Source organism: Ruegeria sp. B1, assembly GCF_056535885.1.
Window position 1 is genome coordinate 2269347 of sequence record NZ_JBQFJA010000001.1, and the last position, 25271, is coordinate 2294617.

The 25271-nt window shown below is 57.8% G+C and carries 23 protein-coding genes and 1 riboswitch; of the genes, 16 read left to right on the forward strand and 7 right to left on the reverse strand.

Annotated elements, in window-relative coordinates:
• Positions 1 to 6 precede the first annotated feature (6 nt).
• Both cobW and ACR3ES_RS11225 read right to left on the reverse strand, forming a co-directional pair.
• Entirely contained in the window at positions 7 to 1062 is a 1056-nt protein-coding gene (cobW, locus tag ACR3ES_RS11220; protein WP_170433010.1) for a cobalamin biosynthesis protein CobW, read from the reverse strand.
• Between the two features lies 1 nt (position 1063).
• The gene (locus ACR3ES_RS11225; RefSeq protein ID WP_170433007.1) at positions 1064 to 1438 is read right to left on the reverse strand and encodes a DUF1636 domain-containing protein; all 375 of its coding nucleotides are present in this window, start codon (positions 1436 to 1438) and stop codon (positions 1064 to 1066) included.
• Positions 1439 to 1530: 92 nt separating this feature from the next.
• Positions 1531 to 1737: riboswitch (cobalamin riboswitch) on the reverse strand.
• Positions 1738 to 1884: 147 nt separating this feature from the next.
• Here ACR3ES_RS11225 and ACR3ES_RS11230 point away from each other — a divergent pair.
• The 4 genes from ACR3ES_RS11230 to ACR3ES_RS11245 all read left to right on the forward strand — a co-directional run bounded on the left by ACR3ES_RS11230 (position 1885) and on the right by ACR3ES_RS11245 (position 6728).
• Positions 1885 to 2832, forward strand: coding sequence for an NAD(P)-dependent oxidoreductase (locus tag ACR3ES_RS11230; protein ID WP_170433004.1), 948 nt, complete (start codon positions 1885 to 1887; stop codon positions 2830 to 2832).
• A 128-nt stretch (positions 2833 to 2960) separates the two neighbouring features.
• A complete protein-coding gene (locus tag ACR3ES_RS11235; RefSeq protein WP_480425352.1) occupies positions 2961 to 4502 on the forward strand; it encodes a DUF4153 domain-containing protein in 1542 nt (513 codons plus the stop codon).
• 7 nt (positions 4503 to 4509) lie between these two features.
• Entirely contained in the window at positions 4510 to 5202 is a 693-nt protein-coding gene (locus ACR3ES_RS11240; protein ID WP_170432999.1) for a response regulator transcription factor, read from the forward strand.
• Positions 5187 to 6728, forward strand: coding sequence for a sensor histidine kinase (locus ACR3ES_RS11245; protein ID WP_480425353.1), 1542 nt, complete (start codon positions 5187 to 5189; stop codon positions 6726 to 6728). Before ACR3ES_RS11240 ends, ACR3ES_RS11245 begins: the two co-directional genes overlap by 16 nt.
• 29 nt (positions 6729 to 6757) lie before the next feature.
• Here ACR3ES_RS11245 and ACR3ES_RS11250 read toward each other — a convergent pair whose 3' ends face one another.
• Genes ACR3ES_RS11250 through ACR3ES_RS11260 form a run of 3 tightly spaced genes read right to left on the reverse strand, consistent with a single transcriptional unit; the run spans position 6758 to position 9769 of the window.
• A complete protein-coding gene (locus ACR3ES_RS11250) occupies positions 6758 to 7765 on the reverse strand; it encodes an ABC transporter substrate-binding protein (protein WP_170432993.1) in 1008 nt (335 codons plus the stop codon).
• Positions 7744 to 9111 carry a sensor histidine kinase gene (locus tag ACR3ES_RS11255; protein WP_170432988.1) on the reverse strand — a complete coding sequence of 456 codons (1368 nt, stop codon included), beginning with the start codon at positions 9109 to 9111 and terminating at the stop codon, positions 7744 to 7746. The genes ACR3ES_RS11250 and ACR3ES_RS11255 overlap by 22 nt, the downstream gene beginning before the upstream one ends.
• Positions 9101 to 9769, reverse strand: coding sequence for a response regulator transcription factor (locus tag ACR3ES_RS11260; protein WP_170432985.1), 669 nt, complete (start codon positions 9767 to 9769; stop codon positions 9101 to 9103). The genes ACR3ES_RS11255 and ACR3ES_RS11260 overlap by 11 nt, the downstream gene beginning before the upstream one ends.
• Before the next feature lie 108 nt (positions 9770 to 9877).
• Here ACR3ES_RS11260 and ACR3ES_RS11265 point away from each other — a divergent pair, with 108 nt between their 5' ends.
• The 6 genes from ACR3ES_RS11265 (at position 9878) to ACR3ES_RS11290 (ending at position 16042) form a co-directional block, all read left to right on the forward strand.
• Positions 9878 to 10861 (forward strand): tripartite tricarboxylate transporter substrate-binding protein, encoded by a 984-nt coding sequence (locus ACR3ES_RS11265; protein ID WP_170432982.1) that lies wholly within the window; start codon positions 9878 to 9880, stop codon positions 10859 to 10861.
• A gap of 63 nt (positions 10862 to 10924) precedes the next feature.
• On the forward strand, positions 10925 to 11407 hold the full coding sequence (locus ACR3ES_RS11270; protein ID WP_170432978.1) for a tripartite tricarboxylate transporter TctB family protein: 483 nt from the start codon (positions 10925 to 10927) through the stop codon (positions 11405 to 11407).
• A gap of 1 nt (position 11408) precedes the next feature.
• Positions 11409 to 12920, forward strand: coding sequence for a tripartite tricarboxylate transporter permease (locus ACR3ES_RS11275; protein WP_170432975.1), 1512 nt, complete (start codon positions 11409 to 11411; stop codon positions 12918 to 12920).
• Positions 12910 to 14097, forward strand: a complete 1188-nt coding sequence (locus ACR3ES_RS11280; RefSeq protein WP_170432972.1) for a CoA transferase — start codon at positions 12910 to 12912, stop codon at positions 14095 to 14097. The genes ACR3ES_RS11275 and ACR3ES_RS11280 overlap by 11 nt, the downstream gene beginning before the upstream one ends.
• Positions 14094 to 14873: a citryl-CoA lyase gene (locus tag ACR3ES_RS11285; protein ID WP_170432970.1), complete on the forward strand. Its 780-nt coding sequence runs from the start codon at positions 14094 to 14096 to the stop codon at positions 14871 to 14873. Before ACR3ES_RS11280 ends, ACR3ES_RS11285 begins: the two co-directional genes overlap by 4 nt.
• Before the next feature lie 305 nt (positions 14874 to 15178).
• A complete protein-coding gene (locus ACR3ES_RS11290; protein ID WP_170432968.1) occupies positions 15179 to 16042 on the forward strand; it encodes an MBL fold metallo-hydrolase in 864 nt (287 codons plus the stop codon).
• A 222-nt stretch (positions 16043 to 16264) separates the two neighbouring features.
• On the opposite strand, the gene ACR3ES_RS11295 is transcribed toward ACR3ES_RS11290, so the two are convergent.
• On the reverse strand, positions 16265 to 17026 hold the full coding sequence (locus ACR3ES_RS11295; RefSeq protein ID WP_170432966.1) for an FkbM family methyltransferase: 762 nt from the start codon (positions 17024 to 17026) through the stop codon (positions 16265 to 16267).
• A gap of 99 nt (positions 17027 to 17125) precedes the next feature.
• Between ACR3ES_RS11295 and ACR3ES_RS11300 the strand changes: the two genes are divergently transcribed.
• The 3 genes from ACR3ES_RS11300 (at position 17126) to ACR3ES_RS11310 (ending at position 19274) form a co-directional block, all read left to right on the forward strand.
• Positions 17126 to 17725, forward strand: coding sequence for a superoxide dismutase (locus tag ACR3ES_RS11300; RefSeq protein ID WP_170432964.1), 600 nt, complete (start codon positions 17126 to 17128; stop codon positions 17723 to 17725).
• 4 nt (positions 17726 to 17729) lie between these two features.
• Positions 17730 to 18611 (forward strand): metallophosphoesterase, encoded by an 882-nt coding sequence (locus ACR3ES_RS11305; protein WP_170432962.1) that lies wholly within the window; start codon positions 17730 to 17732, stop codon positions 18609 to 18611.
• Positions 18612 to 18821: 210 nt separating this feature from the next.
• Positions 18822 to 19274, forward strand: coding sequence for a host attachment family protein (locus ACR3ES_RS11310; RefSeq protein ID WP_170432960.1), 453 nt, complete (start codon positions 18822 to 18824; stop codon positions 19272 to 19274).
• A 52-nt stretch (positions 19275 to 19326) separates the two neighbouring features.
• Here the strand turns inward: ACR3ES_RS11310 and ACR3ES_RS11315 are convergent, their stop codons facing one another.
• Positions 19327 to 19881: a TIGR00730 family Rossman fold protein gene (locus tag ACR3ES_RS11315; RefSeq protein ID WP_170432957.1), complete on the reverse strand. Its 555-nt coding sequence runs from the start codon at positions 19879 to 19881 to the stop codon at positions 19327 to 19329.
• A 123-nt stretch (positions 19882 to 20004) separates the two neighbouring features.
• On the opposite strand from ACR3ES_RS11315, the gene ACR3ES_RS11320 reads away from it, so the two are divergent.
• The 3 genes from ACR3ES_RS11320 (at position 20005) to ACR3ES_RS11330 (ending at position 25222) form a co-directional block, all read left to right on the forward strand.
• Complete coding sequence (locus ACR3ES_RS11320; protein ID WP_170432955.1) at positions 20005 to 21303, forward strand: LysM peptidoglycan-binding domain-containing protein; 1299 nt, start codon at positions 20005 to 20007, stop codon at positions 21301 to 21303.
• Positions 21304 to 21379: 76 nt separating this feature from the next.
• On the forward strand, positions 21380 to 23185 hold the full coding sequence (locus tag ACR3ES_RS11325; protein ID WP_170432953.1) for an ABCB family ABC transporter ATP-binding protein/permease: 1806 nt from the start codon (positions 21380 to 21382) through the stop codon (positions 23183 to 23185).
• Between the two features lie 201 nt (positions 23186 to 23386).
• A complete protein-coding gene (locus tag ACR3ES_RS11330; protein WP_170432950.1) occupies positions 23387 to 25222 on the forward strand; it encodes a vanadium-dependent haloperoxidase in 1836 nt (611 codons plus the stop codon).
• Positions 25223 to 25271 lie beyond the last annotated feature (49 nt).

The following is a 25271-nucleotide window of genomic DNA, read 5'->3' on the forward strand; positions in this document are numbered from 1 at the left end:
GCGGTGTTACTCGGCAGCCTCGGCGACGCCTTCGAGGATGCTGCGGATTGCCGCTGCATCGATGTCGTCATGTTCGGCGATGACCACCAATCGCGACCGGCGCTCTTCGTCCGGCTTCCACGGGCGGTCATACTGATGTCGCACGCGGGCTCCGACAGCCTGAACCAGCAGGCGCATGGGTTTGCCCGCCACCGCCGCATAGCCTTTGACGCGCAGGATGTTCAACTCCCTGGCCAGACGCTCGATATTGGCAACCAGAGCAACCGGATCGGTCTGTTCAGGCAATTCGACCACGATGCTCTCGAAGTCGTCATGTTCGTGGTCGTCGTGACCGTCATGATGCGACGGACGTGCGTCGATGTCATCTTCGGCCGCGGCCTCTAGGCCCAGCACAACACGCACGTCCACCGCGCCCTCGGCCACCTCGACAACGGGTAGGGGCCGTGGTGCCTCAGCCGCGATAACCTCTTTGGCCTTGGCAACGCCCTCGGGACCGGCCAGATCAGGTTTGGTTAGCAGGATGATATCGGCACAGGAAATCTGATCCTCGAACACCTCTGACAGAGGCGTTTCATGGTCGATTGACTCATCCGCCAAACGCTGGGCATCGACTGCTTCGACATTGGGGGCAAATCGACCGGCCGCCACCGCCTCGGCATCAGCCAGAGCGATCACGCCATCTACAGTGATCTTCGAGCGGATATCGGGCCAGTCAAACGCTTTGAGCAGCGGTTTCGGCAGCGCCAGCCCCGAGGTTTCGATCAGGATGTGATCCGGGCGCGGCTCCAGCGCCATCAGCACCTCGATGGTCGGGATGAAATCATCAGCGACCGTGCAGCAGATGCAGCCATTGGCCAACTCCATGATATTCTCAGCGGGACAATCCGGGATCGCACAGGATTTGAGGATCTCACCATCGACGCCGACGTCTCCGAACTCGTTGACGACAACGGCCAGACGCTTGCCCTGAGGGTTTTGCATCAGATGCCGGATCAGGGTTGTTTTTCCCGCGCCCAGAAAGCCGGTGATCACGGTGACGGGAAGTTTTTCAAGGTTTGGCATATCAGGCTCCAATCGGGGGAATACGGGCCGCGCAGTTCTTGCGGAAATGTTCAGGGCGTTCACGCCATTTGACCAGGCCATCCTCGGCGGCGAGGTACTTGATAGCGCCTTCGACGATGATTGCGACATCGTCGGCCTCGTTCAGATTTTCATAGACAAAGGTCCAGCGGGTTGGCCCGCCGCGCAGAACAATCGAGCATCCCTGATCGCAGTTCGAAAGGCATTCGACGGGTTTCAGAGCGATCCCATCGGGCAGTTCAGCTTGGGCCAGGGCCTTGTGCAGTTTGGCGCCGGGGCGCTGCGCATCATCCTCAATGGGCAACCCGCGTCGGCAAGTGGTGCAAACCAGCAGTTCCACTGGTGCGGTTTCGGTCATGTCTCTCATCCCCCTTTTCGGTTCATGGGGGACGGGGTTTCATGCGGGCCACGCTGATCGCCATGGTCCCGACACCGGAACACCCCGTCCGGTCTGGTCTTCGGGCGTTGGCAGGTCTCCCGGCTTGCGGATGTCAGAGCGATGGCTCTGTCGGATGACCCGCCTTCCCGGCCTTTTGGCCAGTGGCATTGGGCACCCTCTCCGGTCACGGTCGCGGGGGCGGCTGCGTTTGGCGGATAAACCGTTGACGCATTCCCTTTTCATCTGCGGTTGCAGACACCAACGGATCGGACATGCGGCACCCGCGGGCAGCTTGTCAAGCGCGTTACGCACACAGAAGCGTTGAAGGGATGAAAAGCGACCTGCCAGCGTCGCTGGGCGGCATGACGGCGCGCACGCAACCGTGTTGCGGTCTGCGCGAAAATGTAAGCAGGGAGTAATGCTACATGAAAGTTGGTTTCATTGGTCTTGGAAACGTTGGCGGAAAGCTTTCGGGGTCGTTGCTGCGCAACGGGCTCGATCTGACGGTCCACGATCTGAACCCTGAATTGGTTGCAGAATTTGTGGCCAGGGGGGCGAAAGCCGCAGAAAGCCCGGCACAGATGATGCTGGATTGTGACGCAGTTATCACCTGCCTGCCATCTCCTGCGGCCTCGGACGCGGTGATGCAGGAAATGCTGCCCGAGGTTGGGCCCGGCAAGATCTGGATGGAAATGTCCACCACCGACGAGGCCGAGGTCAAACGCCTGGGCGCGCTGGTGATCGAACGGGGCGGGGCCGCTGTGGATTGCCCGGTTTCGGGCGGGTGTCACCGCGCGGCCACCGGCAATATCTCGATCTTTGCGGGCTGTGACCGCGAGACATTCGAACATATCCTGCCGTTTTTGACGACGATGGGGCGGCGGGTTCTGCACACGGGTGAGTTGGGCTCGGCGTCGGTTCTGAAAGTGCTGACCAACTATCTGGCAACAGCGAACCTGATCACCTGCGCCGAGGCGCTGGTCACCGCCAAAGCTGCAGGTATGGACCTGAACACCACGTACGAGGCGATCAAGATCTCGTCGGGGACGTCCTTTGTGCATGAAACCGAAAGCCAGGTCATCCTGAACGGCTCGCGCGATATTTCATTCACTATGGATCTGGTGAAAAAGGACATTGGCCTGTTTCAGGAGGTTGCGGACCGTGCCGGCGTGCCGCTGGAGATTAACCCGATGATGATCAAGATCTTCGAGGACGGCATTGCCCGCTACGGGGATCGGGAACTGTCCCCGAATATTATCAGAAGGCTCGAAGACGCCACCGGGCTCGACATCACGGCGCCGGGGTTCCCAATGGAAATGGAAGATGATGAACCGGAGGAACCGGGATACGAGGTGATTCCGCAAGGTCGCTAGGTCGCGCAAAAAGCCGGTTGCACGAAACCTGCACAAAACAATCCTGACGCCTGCACGACCTGCGGGCGTCATATGCAAACGCGCCGCGCATACTCCGCTTTGACGCAAAACATTGCTCGGAGGGACAGATGAGCGGAAAACTGATACTGAATGGCTTGCCGGACAGCATCCGGCAGGACGGGTGGTGGTTGGATTGCAGTGATGCGAACACCACCAGCGATATAGGGGCGCAAAGGCCGTCAGAGTCCAGGGAATCCGTCAGATATCATCCTGCGGTGGTTCCCCTCCTTCTGTTTTTGATTTGGCTGGCTGATTTCCTGTTTTGGGATCACGGTTTGGGTGTGTCCATCGCGCTGTTTGCCATTTCGCTTTCCGCTTGCGTGCTGGCTACAAAACCCGCAGGGGCAACACGACGCGAATGGGCGATTGTTCTCGGCGGTCAGGTCATCTGCAACCTGCCGGTGGTCGAACAGGTTCAGGCCATGTCGCTAGTGTTCACGATTGCGGGGATCGTGGTTCTGGTGGCTTGGGCCTGTTACGGGCGCTTGATCGGATGGTGGCAGGCTATTCGGACGTTTGTCCGCGTCTCCACCGTCGGGGCGGCGTTGCTGCCAATCACGGCCGTCAAGGAAGTACGCGCGTCTCAGGCAGGCCCGAACATGAGGCGACTGGCCAAATCGATGATTCTGCCGGTTTCGGTCGGCCTTGTTTTCCTGCTCCTTTTGTCGGCCGCCAACCCGGTTTTGGAGCGGTTTATCGAACAGGTGTACAGGCTGGATTTTCTGACATGGGATCATCTGGTGCGGCTGGTTTTTTGGTTGCTGGCGGCGTCTCTGATCTGGCCGTATCTGGTTCTGTCCGAAACCTGGCTTGCACCCGCAGCCAAAGCCCCTGATGTTCGGACGGGCCGGCGACCATGGCTTGCGTCCCTTTTAACAGTAGAGTCGCTTCGTAACTCACTGTTTCTATTTAATCTCTTGTTTCTGGTGCAAACGGTCATGGATGTCGGCGTGCTGATCGGAGGCATGTCGCTGCCAGACGGGGTGACTTATGCCGGGTACGCACATCGCGGGGCCTATCCTTTGGTGGCAACAGCGCTTTTGGCAGGGTTGTTTGCTGTTGCCTCGTACAAAGTGATCGACCACAGCCGGTTTTTGAAAACCCTGATGTTGGTGTGGCTTGGGCAGAATGTGTTTCTGGTGATCACGGCGGCAGTCCGGCTATACCTCTATGTCGACGCGTACAGCCTGACATACCTCCGCGCCGCGGCCTTCATATGGATGGGCCTCGTGCTTGTTGGGCTGGCACTGACCATTATGCAGATCAATCAGAGCAGAAGCGTCGCATGGTTGGTGCGATCCAACCTGATGGTCCTGATGGGCACCTTGTACATCTGTTGCTTTGTCAATTTTGCCTTTGTCATCGCTGCATACAATCTCAGAAAATCCGAAGGTGCTGGCGATTTGGACGCAGCCTACATTTGCGGTCTTGGCGAACAGGCTCTTCCGGTGATTGACGCCTATGAAGGGCTGACAGGATTGCCCATGTGTCCCAGATATGGTCGGTATGCGCCCGCGAAACCGGTCTTTCAGCCGATTGAAAATTGGCGCACATGGGGCTTTCGCAAGTGGCGGCTTCAGGTCTATCTTGACGGAAAAACGCAAAGGTAAGCCCCTCATGTCCGGCCATATTCTCATTGTGGATGACGATCCGCATATCCGCGAGGTGATCGGGTTTGCGGCCGAGAAATCCGGCTACACCACAGCCCATGCCGAAGACGGCCTTGCCGCATTGGCATCGGTTCAGGCCGAGCCGCCGGACCTTGTGGTTCTGGATATCGGGCTCCCGGAACTGGACGGGCTCGATGTGTGTCGGGAAATTCGCAGAACCTCGGACCTGCCGATCCTGTTTCTGACCGCACGGGATGACGAGGTGGACCGGATCGTCGGGCTGGAAATCGGCGGTGACGACTATGTGACCAAACCGTTTTCCCCACGCGAACTGGTTGCAAGGATCAAGGCGATCCTGAAACGCACGCAGTCCGTTGCCATTCAGCCGGAGCGGACATACAGCCGTGGGGATTTGCGGCTGGATCTGAATCGGCATCTGTGTGAGTTGGCTGGCCGGGATATCGCGTTAACGGCATCTGAGTTTTCTCTGTTGGAGGTTCTTATGGAACGTCCCGATAACGTGGTTTCACGCCGGCACCTGATCAGCGCGGTGTACGGGGTCAACATTCATGTTTCGGACCGCACAATCGACAGCCATATTCGCAACATCAGGGGCAAGCTGTCTCGGGCGGGGTGTCTGGACAGTATCGTCACGGTCCATGGGGGCGGGCTGAGGATGGGTGCGTGCCGGTCCGGGTAACCCGAAAATGGCGCCCCCATCTTGGGACCGTGTTGCTGCTGGTTCTGGGGCTGGTGTTGTGTCTGCCGATCGCAAGCCTGTTTCTGTTCAGGTTCTATGCCAACCAACTGGTTCAGCAGACCGAGGAAAGCCTGTTAACACAGGCCGCCGTCATGGCTGCCGTCTATGCAGAACTCTATGCAGAAGAGGCCGGGGTCGGCGACACCGGGCCCTCGGCGTCGCAGGGTTACGATCCGGTCTTTCCGTCGCTGTCCCTGGGGCCGGAGACCACTCTGCCGCCGCGCCCGGACGCGATCACAGCGGCCACGAGACCCGCGCCGATCTATCAGGCCATCGGCCCGGACCTGTCGCGCATCGCAGACGCCGCACAGGTGAGCACATTGGTCGGCTACCGGCTGCTTGACACGCGCGGAAATGTCATCGGCGGAAGTGCCGAGCTTGGTCTGTCCCTGAACCACGTTGACGAGGTGGCGCGTGCGCTGGCGGGCGAGACGGTTTCGGTTGCGCGCATACGCGTCCGGGACAATCCGGAACCTGTCGTCTATTCGGTCAGCCGAGGAACCCGTGTCAGGGTCTTTGTCGCGGTGCCAGTGGTCGTTGGCGGGGATGTCGTCGGGGCCGTTTATCTCAGCCGCACGCCCAACCACATCTTCAGGTTTTTGTATGGAGAGCGGTACAATCTGGCCAAGGCGGCTGTGTTCGTCATTCTGTCTACATCGCTGATCGGGTTTGTTTTTTGGCGTTTCATCACCTGCCCCATCCAGTCGCTGATCCGTCAGACGGAGATTACCGGCGACAAGGGGCGATGGCAGGTGCCGGACCATCACGGTACACGGGAAATCGAAAGGCTCGCCAACAGCTTTCAGCGCCTCACACAGCGCCTGCAAAACCAGCAGGATGCGCTTAAGACCTACACAGCCCATGTCACGCATGAGCTGAAATCGCCCTTGACTGCTGTGAAGGGCGCGGTCGAACTGCTCCGGGATCCCGATATGAGCGCCGAGCAAAAAGCGCGCTTTCTGGACAATATTGACTGCGACGCCGCCCGTATGGAGGACCTCCTTGCCAGCATGCGCGCGTTCAGCCTGGCGGACCAGAACGTCCTTGGGGGCACGTGCACGCTGGGTCAGGTTTTAGGTGACATCAGACCGGTGTTTCCGGGCATAAAGGTTGTGGTGCAAAACACGGACATCGCATTGCCGCTGGATGCAGATGCCCTGCGGATCATTCTCACGCATATGGTCGAAAACGCTCAGCAGAACGGAGCTAGAGAGATTTCGCTGATCGCGTCTCGCGATGCTGCCGGCGCGCAGTTGACTGTCCGCGATGATGGTTCCGGTATCAGCGATGGAAACCGCGACAAAGTCCTGATACCGTTTTTTACGACCCGGCGGGATCAGGGTGAAACCGGGATGGGTTTGAGTATTGTGAGAGCGGTCGTCGAGGCATCAGGCGGTCAGATGTCCATTGGACCAAATGCGCCCGGTGCGCAGTTTATCCTCCACTTCAAAGCGGCCCCGGGCTAGGGCGCGTATGGCGATTTGCGCTCATATCTCTAACGTTGGATCACCGCATCTTCCCACTCGGACAGGAATTTTCGCCGCTTTAGGCTGTCCAGAAACGTCAGCAGGGCCGGATCGAGCGCGATTACCGCGCGTTCGTCGGCTGTGTCGTCAGACTGCAACAATGGAAGCAGGGCGACCTCATCAGATAGCCCGGCGCTGTTGGTGACCAAGTGCCGGACAAAGGCTTCAGCAGCTTTGGGCTCCGGCGTTCCCTGAAGGATCATCGCGGTCCGCATCATAGTGGTGGTGAAATCCGATGGCAGGATGATATCGAGCGCGCCCGTCCCGTCCGCACGTGCTGCCGCGTAGCTGCCCAGCACGTTGTAAGCCACCGCTATCGTGCCATCGGCCAGGTCCTCGATCATGTCGCTTGAACAGCAATACAGGCGGACATCCAACCCGCCCATCACCTCCATTAAACGCCAGTAGGTTTCAGATGCGCGCGCATCCTGGGTCGCAAACAGATAGCCCAAGCCCGATTGGCGCACGTCATACGTGCCGACCCTGCCTCGAAAGGTCTCGGGGCGCGTCCGGAGGGTTTCGATCAGGTCCTGCCGGGTTTGCGGGATTGGTTCAGTCCCGAAAGCCGTGCGATTCACAACGATGGCTGCCGGTTCCGAGGTGAACGCAAAAAGGCTCTGATGCCACTGCGCCCATGGCGGACTCGAGATCCCCTCGATCATTAGGCCGTACCCGTCATTGGCCAGTTTCAGCTGCAAGTCCATCGCGCTGGAGATGGCAATGTCGAACGCCTCGGGCGTTTGCCGAACGCGCCGGTCTATTTCTGTTGTACTGGTCACTAGATAGTCCACGGAAATCCATGGGTTCAAGGCCACGAAACTCTCGATCAAGGGCGCAAACAACGCCGTGTCGGTGCTGGAAACAATGCGCAGATGCGCACCACCTGCGCCCTCGTTGAAAACCTGTTGATCTTCCCAATCCTGCGCGACCGCCAATAGCGGTAAGAGACATAAAATCAAAGCGAGAGTGTAACGCATGCGCCGCCCTTTGATTGGTTTGACAGCACCAGCGCACCGCCATGCGCAACCGCCACATCCTGCGCGATGGTCAGCCCCAGACCCGACCCAATGGTTCCGGTCGCATTCTGCCCCCGCTCGAAACGCCGCGTCAGCGTTTCGATCTCGTCCGGCGGAAAACCGGGGCCTTCATCCCTGACGGAGATCTGTACGCGCGGGGTTGCGGTGACATCGATGACAACGGTGCTATCCGCAGGCGCGTATTTGAGCGCGTTGTCGATCATGTTCCGAACTGCGTTTTGGATAAGAATGGGATCGCCGGAATACGGCACCGTAGAATCACCAATCAACGACAACGAAAGATCCTTCATTTCAGCAATGGGGGTCAGACGTTGCACAAGGTCGCGCACCAAGACCACCAGATCGACCTCCTCACGTTCCAGATGATCGGCCCGGAAGGTGATCATGGCATGATCGAGCAGCTGACCGGCGGCGCGCGAGCTTTCATCTATCGCCCGTACCATGGATCGCAACGCTTCGCGGTTTTCCTCCTTTTCCACCCGGTGAAGCGTTGCATCCGCATAAGACCTGACCGTTGCCAAAGGGGTGCGAACCCTATGCGCCGCCTCGGCAATAAAATCCTCTGACTGGCTCAGAGATTGATCCAACCGACCCATCAAAGAGTTCAAAGACGTCACCAGAGGCGCCATTTCCCGAGGTACAGGCTTGCGGAATGGGCTGAGGTCTTGGGGGCCGCGACGGGTCACGGATGTTGTTAGCTTGTTGAGCTGCCCGATTGTAGACGAGGTCGCCCAATAGGACAGGGCAGCGGCTAGAGCGAAGAACCCCAAGCCCAACAAGGCCGCATTGCGTGAAATCTGATCCAGCGTTTCGGACAGGGAGTCCTGGGTCTGTCCCAGCGCAACTTCGATCTCCGTATGTTTGGTCAATCCGACAAGCGTTCGACTGGCGCTCACTTGCCGGACGTTTTCGCCGCGAACCTCACCGGATTGAAACGTCCACCTGCCGTTCGCCGGGCCTGTTGCTGGCGACAGATCATCATACCCGGACAGGAACTCGCCATCCTGAAAAATAGCATAATACACCCGGTCATCCGATGGCGTGCTGAGCATTGAAAACGCGTTGTATGGAATGTCGACTTCCAGTTCGCCGTCCCTCAGCGCCGCGGCATCCAGAATCGAGCTGGCCGAGGCACCCAGAATATTGTCCTGACCTTGCTGCGCCACTTGGGCGGCGTAGTTGCGGACGGCGAAGAAGAGCAACAGCGCCAGAATAGCAGCCCCGCCGATCAGAGTGAAAACCAGGCGGTTTCGCAGTGAACCGGACACGGTTGGACTAGCTGACATGATCCAACCTGTATCCCAGCCCCCGCAATGTCGTGATCTTCAGGTCCGATTTTTCAAGATGCTTCCGTAAACGACCCACATAGACTTCGATCGCATTGTCCGAGACATCATCGTCGAGCGAGAACAATCTGTCCGCCAGTTTTTGTTTTGAAAACACATGGCCCGGGGCGTTTATGAACAACTCCAGCAATCGCAGTTCACGGTTTCGCAGCGAGACAACGTCATCACCCACGCTAAGGTGACCCGCAACCGGGTCAAAGACGATGCCACCAATTTCGATCCTGGTCTTTGTGATCCCGGATTTTCGACGCATCACCGCGCGACAGCGGGCCTCGAGCTCTGCGTGGTCGAATGGTTTGGTGACATAGTCATCAGCGCCAAGATCCAGCGATCCGATTCGATCCGATACCTGGCTGCGCGCGGTCAGGACAATCACCGGCGTATCCAGATCGCTTGCCCGGTGACGTTTGAGGAACTCACGCCCGTCCCCGTCGGGCAGCATGATATCCAACAGGATCAGATCGTATTCGTCGAGTTCGACAAAGGCGGTCGCGTCTTCCAATTTTGCTGCATGATCAACAACATGCCCATCCAACCGCATGCGAGAACCGATTGCATTTGCAAGCTCCAGATTGTCTTCGACCAGCAGGAATTTCATGAGGTTTTGGCAGTATTTTCGCACATGACAGGTTTATGTCAGGTTGGTGTGTTTTCTTTCCCTGCAATCTGAGCCGTCAAGCGGCCGGTTGTCAAATGGGAGGAAATCATGACGACATTCACACTGGGCCGCAGGGCCCTAATCGCAGCTGTGGCCGCATTTGGCCTTGCCGGTCCGGCGGCGGCTGACGGGCATCAGGTCGTGGACAGCATCCACTTCCTTATCCCTGGCGGCGCAGGCGGCGGCTGGGATGGAACCGCCCGTGGAACCGGTGAGGCACTAACCAACGCCGGTCTCGTGGGCACCGCGTCCTACGAAAACATGTCGGGCGGCGGTGGCGGCAAGGCCATCGGGTTTCTGATCGAGAACGCCGAAAGCAACCATGGCACACTGATGGTCAACTCGACCCCGATTGTGATCCGTTCGCTGACGGGTGTGTTCCCGCATAACTTTCGCGACCTGACCCTGGTGTCCGGCACAATCGGAGACTACGCGGCGATTGTTGTGGGCAAAGACAGCCCGATCAATTCGATGGATGATCTGCTTGCCGCATACGATGCGGATCCGGGCGCAACCGCGATCGGCGGCGGCTCGGTCCCGGGTGGCATGGACCATCTTGTTGCGGCCATGGTGATGGAAGCTGCAGGCAAGGACGCGCTGGGTGTCAAGTACATCCCCTACGATGCCGGCGGTAAAGCGATGGCAGCCTTGCTGTCGGGCGAAATCGCGGCGCTATCGACAGGCTTTTCAGAAGCGGTCGATCTTGCGAATGCGGGCGAGGTTAAGATCATCGGCGTGACCGCGGACGAGCGTGTGGCTGCGGCCCCGGATGCGATGACCATGAAGGAACAGGGCATCGACACCACATTCGTGAACTGGCGTGGGTTCTTTGGTGCGCCCGGTCTGCCCGAGGATAAGCTGGTTGCGTATCAAGAGGCCATTGCCAAGATGTACGACACGCCCGAATGGGAAGAAGTGCGTGCGCGCAACGGTTGGGTCAACATCCACAACTCCGGCTCTGACTTCGAAACCTTCCTGGAACAGCAGGAACAGCAGATCAGCGATCTGATGAAGAAGCTGGGCTTCCTTTAAGTTCACCAACGGCAGAGCGGTTCACCGCTCTGCTTTTACAGCTAAGAAAAGGGAGGGGAACTTATGGCGCTGGATCGCTGGATCGCGCTTGTTCTGCTGGGTGTATGTCTGACCTATGGGTATGCGGCTTGGTTCACGATGGATGGCAGCCTTCCCCCCTTCATGCAGAGAAATCCCATTTGGCCAAGCACCTTTCCCAAAGTGCTGTCAATCATGGGGATAATCGCAACGACGATCATTCTGCTGGGCTTTGAAAAGGGCGAGCCGAAAGAGGCCGACATCGATTATCGGCGCCTTGGGGACTACCATTTGGATCAGGCGCTTATGTTGCTGGCTTTGATGGTCATCTATGCCCTTTGCCTGCGGCCGGTTGGCTTCCTGATTTCTACTTCGGCTTTCCTGATCCTCGGATCCTTCATTCTGGGCGAGCGCAAGTGGCACATCATGTTGCCCGTGGCACTTATCGCAGCGGGGGCTGTCTGGTATCTCGTGCAGGAAGTGCTTGGCATCTACATGCGCCCGTTGCCGGGCTTTATAGGAGGCTGACATGCTCGAAGGACTTCTGATTGGCCTTCAAACAGCCTTTTCCATTCAAAACCTGCTGATGGTTGTTGCCGGTTGTCTGATCGGCACGTTCATTGGAATGCTGCCCGGTCTGGGTCCGATGTCGATCATTGCCATCATGATCCCGGTTGCCATCTCGATGGGCGATCCCTCGGCCGCTTTGATCCTGCTTGCTGGTGTGTATTACGGCGCAATCTTTGGCGGATCGACTTCATCCATCCTGTTGAACGCGCCGGGGGTCGCGGGCACCGTCGCCTCAAGTTTCGACGGCTATCCGCTGGCGAGACAGGGCAAGGCCGGTAAGGCGCTGACGGTTGCAGCGATTGCCAGCTTTGCAGGCGGAACGCTGGGGGCTGTGCTCCTGATGGTATTTGCGCCCGCGCTTTCGTCGGTGGCGCTACTGTTCCATTCCGCTGAGTATTTTGCGCTGATGGTTGTTGGTCTGTCGGCCATTGCGGCATTTGCGGGCACCGGACAGGTGGCCAAGGCCATCATCATGACCGTTCTGGGGTTGATCATGGCCACCGTTGGTGAAGGGGCCCTGTTCAACCTGCCGCGCTTTACCATGGGGATCATGGACCTGCAGTCCGGCTTTGGCTTCATCACGCTGGCCATGGCGATGTTTGCTTTGCCCGAAGCGTTGTTTCTGGTCCTGAAACCCAAAAACCTGCACGGAGATGATGGCGAAATCAAAGATCTGCGCGTGACCGGGGCCGAGGCCAAGGCAATCGCGCCCGTCATCGGTCGCCAATCCGTACAGGGGTTCTTTATCGGTGTTCTGCCGGGGGCAGGGGCAACGATTGCCAGTTTCCTTGGGTATGCGGTCGAGCGAAACATTGCTCCGAAAGCAGAACAAGAGGAGTTTGGAAAAGGGTCGATCAAAGGCCTTGCTGCGCCCGAGGCCGCCAATAATGCCGCCTGCACTGGCTCATTTGTGCCGCTGTTAACACTCGGCATTCCCGGATCCGGGACAACGGCTATTTTGCTGGGTGCGTTGATCGCGCTGAACGTCACACCCGGACCACGCCTGATGGTGGATGAACCGCAGATTTTCTGGGCGGTTATCATGTCGATGTTTATCGGCAACCTGGTTTTGTTGATCCTGAACCTGCCGTTGATCCCTTACATCGCCAAAGTGCTCGCCGTACCGCGCAACTACTTGATTCCCTTCATTCTCTTCTTCACCCTGATGGGGGCCTATATCGGGCAGAACAACGCCACCGAACTGCTGATTTTGGTCGGCTTTGGGGTGTGTGCCACGGCGCTGAAATTCGCGGACTATCCCTTGGCGCCGCTGCTGATCGGATTCATCCTCGGCGGCATGATGGAGGACAACTTTGCGCGCTCGATGCAGCTCTATGATGGTGTCGCCTTTATTTGGGAGCGTCCGATGACCTTGGGCCTTCTGGTGATTGCCGCTCTATTGATTCTGTTGCCGAGTTATCGGGCGCGCCGTGCCCGGGCCCGCGCGGCCGGTATAGCGGATGGCGACTGAGCCTTTAACGGGGCTGCGGGTCCTTGACCTGACCAACGTTCTGGCAGGCCCCTATTGCTGCTATCAACTGGCACTGATGGGGGCCGAAGTCATCAAAGTCGAACGCCCAGGGGGCGGGGATCTGGCGCGCGAACTGGGTGCTGATGCGGATCGCAACACTGCGGGTATGGGGATCAGCTTTCTGGCGCAGAACGCTGGAAAGAAGTCCGTCACCCTCGACCTGAAATCCGCGCAGGGCAAAGCCTTGCTCAAGCAACTTGTTGGGACAGCGGACGTTCTCGTCGAGAACTTCCGACCGGGCGTCATGGACCGCTTGGACCTCGGCTATGAGGTTTTGCAGGCGGAGAACCCAAACCTGATCTATTGCGCCATCAGTGGATTTGGTCAGGACGGGCCGCGCCGCGACGACCCTGCTTATGATCAGATCGTTCAGGGGATCAGCGGCGTCATGTCGATCACAGGCGCGGCTGACACGGCGCCATACCGGGTCGGCTACCCGCTCGCCGACACAGTGGGCGGGCTTACGGCGGCATTTGCGATTTCTGCAGCACTGAACGCAAAACCGCGAGGTGCTTTTCTGGATATAGCAATGTCCGAGGCGGTGATTTCGACCATGGGTTGGGTCGTGTCGAATTACCTAGTGGGTGGCGTTACGCCCGGGGCGCATGGCAACGAGAATACAACCTCGGCCCCCTCCGGGACATTTGCAACGCTCGACAGCCCCATAAACATTGCCGCCAATCGCGACGGGCAATGGCGAGCTCTTGCGCGTCATCTGGGGCGGGAGGACCTGTTGGATCATCCTGACTACGCCTCGCGCGAGGAGCGCAAGAAAAACCGGCACTCTTTGCGCGCGGAACTGGAGCGCAGCTTAAAACAACGCCCCGCACACGATTGGGTGCGTGAATTGAACGATCTGGGTGTGCCGACAGGACAGGTTTTGACGGTTGCCCAGGCGCTGGAGGACCCCCAGCTTGCGGGTCGGGGGTTGATCGGAACGGTGCATGTTCAAGGCGAGGACTTGCAGCTTGCCGGCAGTCCGGTCGTCATGGACGGCCAGCGCCGCATGCCTGAGACCGCACCCCCACAGCTGGGGGCAGACAATGAGGCGATCTGGTCCGAACTAGGCTTGAGCGGCGATGAGATAGAACTGCTCAGGCAGGAGGGGGTGATATGAACGATGTTGCCGATTGGTGGAAAACAGCAATCATTGACATGGAACCCGGTCGCATAGAATTGCGCGGATACCCGATCCAGGACCTGATCGGACAGCTCGGTTTTGCGGACATGATCTGGCTTATGGTTAGGGGCGACAGACCGTCTGTTGCGCAAGCGAAATTGTTTGAGGCCGCACTGGTTGCAGCGGTGGACCACGGTCCGCAAGCTCCGTCCATCGCCACGGCCCGCATGGCCGTCACCTGTGGCTTGCCGCTGAACAATGCGATGGCAAGCGCGGTGAACATGCTGGGCGACATCCATGGCGGGGCAGGGGAACAGGCGGTAGAGCTCTATCATTTTGTCGAGAGGCACCCGGGCAGTGTCGACGCTGCAATCGGAGACTGGAGTGCCGATCACGGAAAGATCCTGCCCGGTTTCGGTCATCGGTTTCACAAGCCGACGGACCCCCGCGCGCCGCGTCTGATGACGTTGGTGGAAGACGCAGTGAACGACAGGGCGTGTGACGGTCGTTTCCGACAGATCGGAATGTCTATCGAAACCGAGCTTACTCGGCGGGCTGGAAAACCGATCCCTATGAACATCGATGGCGCCACGGCCGTCATTTTCGCGGAACTGGGCTTTGCGCCGCCTTTGGCGCGCGGGCTGTTCTGCCTGTCGCGCTCGGTAGGTATTCTCGCGCATGCCTGGGAGCAGATGCAACAAGGCGGCCGCAACAAGGGGCCGACGCCGCCCGGTTATCGCTGGACATATCTGGGAGATGGCACGGGCCGCTGAGATCCTGAATAGCGCTTTTTGTCAAACCTGCCCGGTGCGGCATATGCACCGCGTCGAGCGGGCGCACCCGGTTTGTGGTTTTCGAGTGGCCGATTTCATTTGATCGGACCTGCCGTTGGTTCGATCCAGGAATAGCCAGCCTCAGTCCCTGCTGTCATCGACGTATGGAGCGGTTTCGATGTCTTCGGGTGCCTTAAAGCATTAATTTTTTAATACATATTCACTATTCAGTATATTTTAGTGGATGGTCATTGACATGTTCATATTGCCCAATATGTCGGTTACAAATCAACTGGAGCATGACAATGAATCCGGACGTCACACCGTTCTTTGATGAAACAACATGCACCGCGTCATTCGTTGTCAGCGACCCAGAGACCAAGCATTGCGCCATCATCGATTCCGTATTGGATTTCGACTATTCTTCGGGCCGGACCAGTTTCCGATCAGCGGATGAAATTATCGACCACGTGCGCGGTAACGATCTGACCGTCGACTGGGTTCTCGAGACCCACGTCCATGCCGACCATCTAAGCGCCGCGCCATATCTCCAGCGAAAGCTGGGTGGCAAGATCGGTATCAGCGAGAAGATCACAATCGTTCAGGACACGTTCGGAAAGGTCTTCAATGCCGGGACAGAGTTTCAGCGCGATGGCAGCCAGTTCGACAGATTGTTTTTCGAAGGGGACACGTTCAGGATCGGCAACATCGTGGCCTTCGTGCTTCATACCCCGGGTCACACACCTGCCTGTGTGACCTATGTCATTGGCGATGCGGCTTTTGTTGGCGACACGCTCTTTATGCCGGATTTCGGAACAGCGCGGGCAGACTTTCCCGGCGGATCCGCAGAGATATTGTACCGCTCAATCCAAAAACTGTTCTCTCTTCCGGACGAGACACGCGTCTTTGTCGGCCATGATTATAAGGCCCCGGGTCGCGAAACCTATGCATGGGAGACGACCATCGGAGACGAAAAAGCCTTGAACACACATGTCGGGCAGGGGCGCAGCGCCGAGGAATTCGTATTTCTGCGGACCAAACGCGACTCGGAACTGCCAATGCCCAAACTGATCCTGTCGTCACTGCAGGTAAACATGCGCGGTGGCCAGATGCCTCCCGCTGAGGAGGATGGCGCCGTTTACCTCAGGATTCCTGTGAACAAGCTGTGATTTGCTCACCGCCAAAACGGCCCATGCCGCGATGTCGGGACACAACTTCGGGCGGGGCGCAGTGTAATAGACTGTGACCCAAGCGCATCCGGATGTGCTGCTGATCAACAAGCCCGGTATAAGAGTTTGGAGATCGAAACTTTCGCGCCGCGGTATTGTGAACGTGTAGTTGGTTGTGCGCGCCCGGAGGTGTGACACGTTGCGAACGCCCCAGGTGCCAGTCTATTTTGAAAGCAACACTGTTTTGTACTGCGACAGCGCATGAGGCGTGAGCAGCGCGTCACGGCTCAAAGAATGCCCGTTAACATCCTGAAACCTGGAATAAAAACTCAAAAGTCTAAACAGATCGGAGGTTTGTTTCTGTCGCACGTCTTCGTCGAGCAATGGCGCGTGAAGAGACAGCAACAAAGTCGGGCGCTGTCGCTTTAGCCAGTCTAACAGAGTCGGCAGCACAAAAAACTCTGCTCCCTCGATATCCATCTTAACCAGCGAGACATGGGACAGATCGTTGACTGCCTCGAACTGATCCCAGCCGATCGTAAGCGCATCTGTCCCGTGCGCGCCGTCATGCAACAGAGAGCTTGTGGAATCTCCGGGCTCTCCGCGCAATGAGGCCATGCGGGCCACGCCGAATTGATCCGACAATGCCACCCCAAAGGCCGAGACATTGCGGAAGTCATTCAGATCCAGGTTCCATGCCAGATGGCGGAACGCGGTAGGGTCCGGCTCAAAACACCAAACGTGTCGCGCCTTGCGGGCCGCGTATAGAACTGTCGGACCGATCCAGGCGCCGATGTCCAGATAATCGCGTTCGGAGGACAGGTGTTCGTCGAGAACGGAAAAGGTTTCAGGTTCCCAATCCCCGGCCGAGGCTTTGCGCCAGAATTTCGAATGATAGGGGTCCAGACGAAAAGCCTCGCCATTCAGGTTGCCTGCGTAATAGCCGCGGGCGCGGTAGAACATCTTGTGCGCCTGTGTCAGCATGGCCGCCTCCGGGTTTTCTTGTCTGGACCCTTGACCTGCGGCGGTAGCCAAAGCATTTAACCCTTGGGAACCGCAACTTATACTTTACAGGGGGCCGAGATGGCTTTTGAACTTCCTGATCTTCCTTATGCACATGACGCGCTGGCCGCCAAGGGCATGTCCGCAGAAACGCTGGAATATCACCACGACCTGCATCACAAGGCCTATGTCGACAACGGCAACAAGCTGATTGCAGGCACCGAGTGGGACGGCAAGTCGCTGGAAGACATCATTACTGGCACCTATGATGCCAATGCCGTCGCACAAAACGGCATCTTCAACAACATCAGCCAGTTGTGGAACCACAACCAGTTCTGGGAGATGATGGGCCCCGGCGACAACGCTATGCCTGGCGAGCTGGAAGAGGCGCTGAAAGCCGCTTTTGGGTCGGTTGATCAGTTCAAACAGGAGTTTTCTGCCGCAGGTGCGGGGCAGTTCGGGTCGGGCTGGGCGTGGCTTGTCAAAAACGCCGACGGCTCGCTTGCCGTCACCAAGACTGAAAACGGTGTGAATCCCCTGTGTTTTGGTCAGACTGCGTTGCTGGGCTGTGATGTTTGGGAGCATTCTTACTACATCGATTTCCGTAACAAGCGTCCGGCTTACCTCACCAACTTCCTCGACAATCTGGTGAACTGGGAAAACGTCGCTTCGCGGATGTGATCCTTTGACCCGGCGCGGGTTTATCAAAGGCCTGCTGGCGGTGACGCTGGCAGGCTTTTTTGCTGCCTTATACGGCTTCTTCATCGAACCCGCGTTGCGACTTCGCGTGCGCAAATGGCGTCTGCGGCGGTCGGACTGGACAGCATCGCCCCTGCGGATCGCGGTTTTGGCCGATCTGCATGTCGGCGAACCTCATGTCACGCTGAAGCGCATTCAACAGATTGTGCGCCGGACCAATGCGCTGTCACCGGATCTGGTTTTTTTGCTCGGAGACTATGCGGCGGGCTATAAGATGGTGTCGCGCCCGGTGAAAATCGCGGATTTAGCCCCGGTATTGGCGGAATTGAAGGCCCGATATGGCGTCTTTGCGGTTCTGGGTAACCATGACTGGTGGGATGATCTGACTGCGCAGAAGCGGGGCCATGGACCGAACCTGTATGCGGACGCATTGGAGCAAAATGGCATCCCGGTTTTGTCGAATTCCGCCGTAAAACTCGAGGCGGCTGGTGTCTGGCTGGCGGGGCTTGAAGATCAGCTTGCACTGTCTTTGGGAGGCAGGCGGTTTCAGGGGCTGGACGATCTGCCGGCTACGTTGAACCAGATCACCGATGACGCGCCTGTGATCCTGATGGCGCATGAACCGGATATCTTTCCTCAAATACCTGACCGTGTCGCTCTGACCCTGTCTGGTCACACCCACGGAGGACAGGTCCGGTTGTTCGGTTGGTCACCTATCGCGCCATCGCGCTTTGGGAACCGATATGCCTATGGTCACATACGCGAAAACGGTCGGGACCTTGTGGTTTCGGGCGGAATCGGGTGCTCGATCCTTCCGGTGCGCTTTGGGGTGACGCCTGAGATCACATTAGTCGAGCTTTCCGCTTGATGGACAAACGGTGAAAACCTGCCGATCCGTCGGTTTTGGGATCAGACCCCCATTGCACGGCGCCAAGAAACCCATACCTAACTTATGCGGGAGGAGAGGCCTGCCGATCAACTATGACGATGGCGCCGCACCTGGCCTTTGGGCCATGAAAGAAAATATGCTCGTCTGATGGATGAGGGACACCCAAGACAACCGTAACAGGAGATCACGATGGTCGCACTTGCACAGGGAACATGGGTTATCATTGCAGATGGGGAAAAGGCACTGCTGATGGAGAACATCACCGATGCCGAAGCCCCCAATCTGGTTGTTGTTTCAGTCGAGGAACAGGAAACGCCGAACTCAAAGCCATCAGACCGGGCGGGGCGTCGGTTCGATCACGGGCCAAATCAGAAATCGGCGATCGAAGAAGCAACATGGAAAACGCATGCCAAGTCTCTGTTCGTACAAGATCTGGCCAACCTCTTGAATCGCAAAGGATTGAAGGGCGCGTTTAAGCGGCTGGTTCTGGTTGCCAGCCCGCATGTTCTGGGCCTTTTGCGCCGACGTTTGCACACCGAGGTTTTGGCCAAGGTTGTGGCCGAAGTGGACAAAACCCTGACAAACCACCCGATGCACAAGGTCGAACATGTTCTCAGCAACCGCCTGAAGGCCACTGTCTGAGTCGAAACTAACACGCAAACGGGCGGCGCACGCCGCCCGACCATCGATCCCCTCAGGTCAGTTTTCCGCGCAAGTCCATTATCGCGGTCTCGGCGTCATCAACCCAGGTGATAAAATCGGCAAGCGATCTGTCTGCAAAGCCTTGATCGATCACCTGATCCAGCAAGCTGCGCAGGGCATCCCAGTACCCGCCCACATTCATCACCAGAATGGGTTTGTCGTGCAGGCCCAGTTGGCGCCAGGTCAGCGCCTCGAACAGCTCGTCCAGCGATCCCGGCCCACCCGGCAGAACGACAACCGCGTCGGCGTTCATGATCATGACTTTCTTGCGCTCGTGCATCGTCTCAGTAATCACAAAATGAGTCAGATCCGTTTTACCGACCTCTCGCTGAACCAGATGCACAGGAATAACGCCAAAAGTCTCACCGCCCGCAGCCTGACAGGCGCGGGCAACCTCGCCCATCAGCCCCACATCTCCGGCACCATAAACCAGCCGCCAGCCCTCTTGCGCCAACAAGGCACCAAGCTGCCGGGCATCTTGAGTATATGCCGGATTTGCGCCATTGCGTGACCCGCAATACACACAGATGGATTTCTGGAAGGACAAAGCGGGTCTCCGGGGTTGTGTCAGAAGTTTTGACCCGTGATAGCGGGATTGATAGGTTGGCTCAACTGTCCGCCGGACTGCCTGCACCCCAGCGCGCGGGCACCGCGGAAAGAAAGGAAAAGAATGAACGCCGAATCGGGAAACAAAAGCTCGGGCAATTTCATTTGGGGGATGATTGCCGGTCTTGTTGCAATTCTTGCGTTGGGCGGCGTGTACCTGTCTGGCGTTTTCACCAACGATCAGGAGCCGCAAGAACAAACCGCATCCGTCGCATCGCCAGAGAGCCAGCAATCGGCAGAGGACGGCGGCGCGCAACAGGCCCAGGACGATCCTGAAACCGCCCAGGACGGGGCGCAGCCGACCGGCGCGTCGTCGGCGGCCGAGTCAGAGCAGACCGGCGCGACATCCGCGGAGGAGGTTGCTGCAGATACAGAAACCCCTGCCTCTGTCACGCCTCCGGAGCTGGACCAGATTTTTGTTGAAACGGATGGAAATGCCTTGCTGTCCGGCAATGCGGAACCGGGCAGCCAGGTGCAGGTTCTTCTGGACGGCGAACCGGTTCATCAATTCACTGTGGATGATAGCGGCCAGTTCGCTGAATTTGTCGCAATCCCCTTTAGCGAAGACGCGCAGGGGCTGGTTCTGGAAACCTCGGACGGAGTTCAGACGGCGCGTTCGGACGATTACCTGATCGCGGCGCTGCCTGAACCGACCGAGGACGAGGTTGCTTCGGCCGATACTCTGGACGAAGCCGGGACTGAATCTGAGCAGACCGCCGAACAACCGCTTTCCGGCGATGCCTCTGAACCCGGGTCGCAGGCTGAGACAGAAACCGCAACCGGAACCGCAGAGGCCGGTGAAGATCAGCAGATCGCTGTTCTCCGCTCTGGCGAGGAAGGGGTTGAATTGGTTCAGCCGCCTGCATCGCAAGAGGATGCATCCGAGCAAGTTGCGCTGGACACTATCGGTTACTCTGACGCCGGCGATGTGCAACTGACGGGCCGTGTGCAAGATGGCTCAGCCATTCGGTTATACCTGGACAACCGGTTGGTCGCAGATCTTACACCTGCGGAAGACGGCAACTGGCGCGGTGAGTTGGAGGGGATTGATCCCGGTGTCTACACGCTGCGTGTGGATGAGGTGAACACGGATGGAACCGTGATCAGCAGGCTGGAGACTCCGTTCAAGCGAGAACCCGTCGAGGTTCTGCAGGCCGCGGAGTCTGTCGATGAAAACCAGACTGCGGATGAGGTGCCACCGATACGGTCGGTTACGGTTCAAAAAGGCGACTCGCTGTGGGCTATTTCGCGGGACAGGTTTGGCGACGGGATCTTGTACGTGAAACTGTTCGAGGCCAACCGCGACCTGATCCGCGATCCGGACCTGATCTATCCCGGGCAGATTTTTACAATCCCCGAGTAGATCATCGCCTCTGGCCCTTGGCGGGTCGGGGTCTATCTCTGACCGCAGACAAGGGACGTGATGAGACGGACGCCAAATGTACACCGATGAAACGACGGAAAGAGCGGAACGCCGATCCGGCTGGCGCACCATTCGCAAGGTCGCGCCATATCTTTGGCCGGATGACGAGCCATGGGTGAAACGCCGCATTGTGATCGCCATGGCCGTTCTGGTGCTGGCCAAGCTCATCGCGGTGTATACGCCGATCCTGTACAAGGGCGCTGTTGACAGCCTTGCGGGGGAGGGCGTGCCGCCCCTGGCATTGGGGGCTGTGGGCCTGACGGTAGCCTATGGTGTGGCGCGGATGATGACGGTTGGCTTCCAGCAGTTGCGGGATGCGGCCTTTGCCCCGGTCGGCCAGCGCGCCTTACGGGCATTGGCGCTGGAAACGTTCCGGCATATCCATCAGCTGTCCCTGCGGTACCACGTGACGCGGCGTACCGGCGGTTTAAGCCGCATCATCGAGCGTGGCGTCAAGGGTGTCGAGTTCCTTCTCCGCTTTCTGCTGTTCTCCATCGGCCCTCTGATTCTTGAACTGTTGATGGTCGCGGTCATCCTCGTGTGGCTGTTTGATGTCTGGTATCTGGTGGTGGTTGCCGGCACCATCGCCCTGTACATCTGGTTCACATTTGCGGTGACCGAGTGGCGGGTGAAACTGCGTCGCGAAATGAACGACCAGGATACCGAGGCCAATCAGCGCGCCATCGACAGCCTGCTGAACTTTGAGACGGTGAAGTATTTCAATGCGGAAACGCGCGAGGCGAGCCGTTATGACGTCTCTATGAAAGCCTATGCCGGCGCGGCTTTGAAAACGGCTTATTCGCTGGCGTTTCTGAATTTCGGCCAATCCTTCCTGATCACATGTGGTCTGATCGGTGTCATGGTTCTGGCCGCAATCGGTGTGCAGAACGGATCTCTGACGGTCGGTGATTTCGTCATGGTGAACGCCTACATGATCCAAATCACCGTGCCGCTGAATTTTCTCGGGACCGTTTATCGGGAAATCCGGCAGTCTCTGGTGGATATGGGTCAGATGTTTGATCTTCTCGAACAACCTGCTGACGTGACTGATAAACCCAATGCGCAGGCCCTTAAGGTGACGGGCGGCGAAGTCACACTGGAGAGTGTCCATTTTGGCTATGACCCCGAGCGCGAAATCCTCAAAGGCGTGTCTCTTTCGGTTCCGGCAGGCGAGACGGTGGCCATTGTCGGCGCCACGGGGTCTGGTAAGTCCACGATCGGACGGCTTTTGTTCCGCTTCTACGACGTAACCGGCGGCGCGTTGAAAATTGATGGGCAGGACGTGCGGGACGTGACGCAGGACAGCCTGCATGCGGCCATCGGGGTCGTCCCACAGGATACGGTACTGTTCAATGACACCATCCGATACAACATTGCCTATGGGCGTGACGGGGCCACGCAGACGGATGTCGAAGCCGCAGCCAAAGCGGCCCAAATCCATGATTTCATAGTCTCGCTGCCTGACGGCTATGAGACCGAGGTGGGCGAACGCGGTCTCAAACTCTCAGGAGGTGAGAAGCAGCGGGTCGGTATTGCGCGGACGTTGCTCAAAAACCCTCCGATCCTTTTGCTGGACGAGGCGACGTCAGCACTGGATACGGATACGGAACGCGACATCAAGGATGCATTGGCCCGAGCCGGTGAGGGTCGAACCGTGATCACCATCGCGCACCGTCTAAGCACCATTGCGCAGGCGGATCGGATCGTGGTTCTGGAAAGCGGCGAAATCATCGAGCAAGGCAGGCATGACGAACTGCTGAGGCGTAAAGGCCGCTACGCCCAGTTGTGGAGCCGTCAGCACTCGGATGGCCAAGCGGCTTAGGGTGTCAATCGATAAGCTGCGCGAAAACTTCTGCTGTATTTCAAGGTTATTTCGGCTTTTGATCGCTCATTTTCGTCAGTTTGAGCATTTTTGGTTCTTCAAATTGAGTTTTACCAGTAGAATGCAAGCAGGCCGCTCATTTTTCGGCGGTCGATTTTAAGAAACTAATTGTCCGACAAAGTATATTTTTGGAGATTTATTATGACCAAGTCCCGGGCGGAATCCGCTTATGACGCACGTGTATCCGCAGCAACCAAAGCGCGTGAAAGGCATCATCCCGACCATCGTGCAAATCCTGACGAGCAAAGATATGCGTCCGCGCATTATCCAATGAGCTTCACCAAGGGTCTGGAGCACAACAGCCTGGGTGTGGTGGCAGACGGTGCCCATTTCGAGGCGTTCCGTAACGCGATCGACGAAGGTTTTGTCGAACCTTTCACATCCCGGGTACCGGTGCCCACCAGCAAAAAATGTGGTCGCCGTAAATGGGAAGCGCCGACAGCCGGTACCGCATATGATTTGCAGGGCCCTGACGCGCAGGCGGTTACCATGCCACCCGCACCAGAGCTCTGCAGCGATGAGCTGGCATATGAAATGGCGGAAGTCTACGAACTGGCCCTGTTGCGCGATGTTCCGTTCGCGAATTTTGCAGAAGGTGCGACCGGGGTGGATGCCACCAAGATCAAGACTTCATTTGGTCGGCTCAACGCCTTGGCGTACCCGCTGGATGGGTCCAAAGGGCGGCCTCGGAAATCGAATGGTGGCAAGATTGATCTGCAAACCGCATTTCGAGGTTCGAGCCCGGGCGTCGACAAAGGGCCTTACCTGTCTCAGTTCATGCTGATCGGAAATGGCGATCCAGCAAAAGGCCTGATCGACTATGGTGCACAGCAGATCGATCAGCGTGTGCCCGAGGCGCGCATCGGCGTGGATTACATGCAGGTTTGGCAGGACTGGCATCAGGTCCAGCAGGGCCTTGATGTAAACAAATGCGGTTTGGGAAGGAACAACAACGAGAAATGTGGACCCGGTCAAGTGTTCACGGACAAGCGCCGTTTTATCTGCACGCCGCGTGATCTGGCGACATATGTTCACTTTGATGCACTCTATCAGGCATATCTGAACGCCACGCTGATCCTGTTGGGTATGAAAACCCCCTTCGATCCGGGATTTGCCAAACTGTCCGGCATGCGCGATATGTTCAATCCGCTGTCAAGTGACGCCACAGGGCAAAATGCAGGTGGCTTTGCGCTATATGGCGGTCCCCACATCCTGACACTGGTGACCGAGGTGGCGACACGCGCCCTGAAGGCCGTTCGGTATCAGAAATTCAACAATCATCTGCGTCTAAGACCCGAGGCGCTGGCGGCGCGGATGGAGAAAGCAACCGAACTCGACAGTACCTATCCTGTTCTCTGCAATTCGTTTGGTAAGATGTGTGGGGAGATTGGAAAAACCATTCGGGCGATTCGGACGTTTAACAACGCAGCGGTTGGCCAGTCCACAGCGCTGTTGCCGATGGCATTTGCGGAAGGCTCGCCCATGCATCCGACTTACGGCGCCGGGCATGCCACGGTTGCGGGTGCCTGTACCACAATCGTAAAGGCCTTTTTTGATACCGGGACCGTTTTGGGTGCAAATGGCGACGATACGTCCTGTGAACACGGCAAGATCGGCTTTTACCACAAGATCAAAGAGGCCTGTTTCTATTTGCCGCCAGAGAAGAGCGCGAAGAAACCCGGCAAAAAATCTGACAAGGCCAAATCGGACGATCACAAACCCGATCTATTGCGAAAATATATTGCAAAGTGCCCGCTGACGCTGGAAGGCGAATTGAACAAACTTGCCGCAAATATTTCTATCGGGCGTAACATGGCTGGCGTGCACTACTTTTCGGACTACTATGACAGCCTCCGCATGGGCGAACAGATCGCCATCGGCATGTTGGAAGAGCAGGCGCTGTGTTATCCGACCGATGAGTTCGTGCTGTCACTTCCGACATTTGACGGAGATTTAGTGCGCATCGGTGCAAAGTAGGTACCGGATTAAAACATGTGCCCGGCAAGACCCCTGCGGGCCTGCCGGG